Origin of the sequence: Paraburkholderia sp. Ac-20347, assembly GCF_017104805.1 — a bacterium.
GTDB classification, from domain to species: Bacteria; Pseudomonadota; Gammaproteobacteria; order Burkholderiales; family Burkholderiaceae; genus Paraburkholderia; species Paraburkholderia tropica.
Window position 1 is genome coordinate 1 of sequence record NZ_JAAGPN010000618.1, and the last position, 932, is coordinate 932.

The 932-nt window shown below is 32.1% G+C and carries 1 rRNA gene; it reads right to left on the reverse strand.

From position 1 onward, the window contains the following. Positions 1-180, reverse strand: a 16S ribosomal RNA gene (locus tag G3N97_RS39045); the annotation flags it as partial. Between the last annotated feature and the right edge of the window lie 752 nt (positions 181-932).

Below are 932 nucleotides of genomic sequence, written 5' to 3' on the forward strand. Positions count from 1 at the left end.
TTCGTATGCGGTATTAGCTTGGGTTTCCCCAAGTTATACCCAACTACTAGGCAGAGTCCTAAGCATTACTCACCCGTCCGCCAATAAGTATCAGAAGCAAGCTTCCTAACTTCGTTCGACTTGCATGTGTTAAGCCTGCCGCCAGCGTTCAATCTGAGCCAGGATCAAACTCTTCAGTTTAATCTTTTGTTGCCAATATAAAAAGACAAGCTTTTTTATTGGACTTTAATTTTGGCTCATTCATCGTGTACGTTATGTACTTACTAGCAATAATTGATATTTTAAAAATATCTGCTCATCGTGTAAATGAATTAACTTTGAGTATTTTTGCCTTACTTAAGATAAGTAATTAAGATAAGTAATAAGTATCAATGAATGATAATTTATTTAAGTATCTTGTATTGACAAAAATCCACACAAGTTGTTCTTTAGTTTGGATTTTAAATAGTTTTGAACACTGTCATCCAGTTGCTCAATGCGTGGCGTATTATATGCCAAAATTTTATTAAGTCAAGCACTTTTTTCAAAAATTTAAAATTTATTTTTTAAGTTTTTGGTGTTCCAGTAAACGGTATACTAAATACTAAGTGACTGATTTAGCAATGTTTTTTACTGTGCTGTACTGCTTAAGTGGTGCGTATTATAGGCATGATATCATGACTTGTAAAGCAGTTTTTTAGGATTGATGGTAGAAAGTTGGTAAGTGATTGATTTTGTTGGGGGTTTGGTGGATTAATTACTAAAACCCCCATTTTTTCAAAAAATCAGCCTAAAATTAGACCATTTGACCAACTCATGAGCAATATCTATATTTTAGATTGGTTAACTATTATTAAAAACATTAGATTTTGACATTTCACCTAAAAAGTAACAAGCGTCTGTTGATTGTTCCATGCTTATTGAATTATTAATTAAATCAGCATATGAATCAG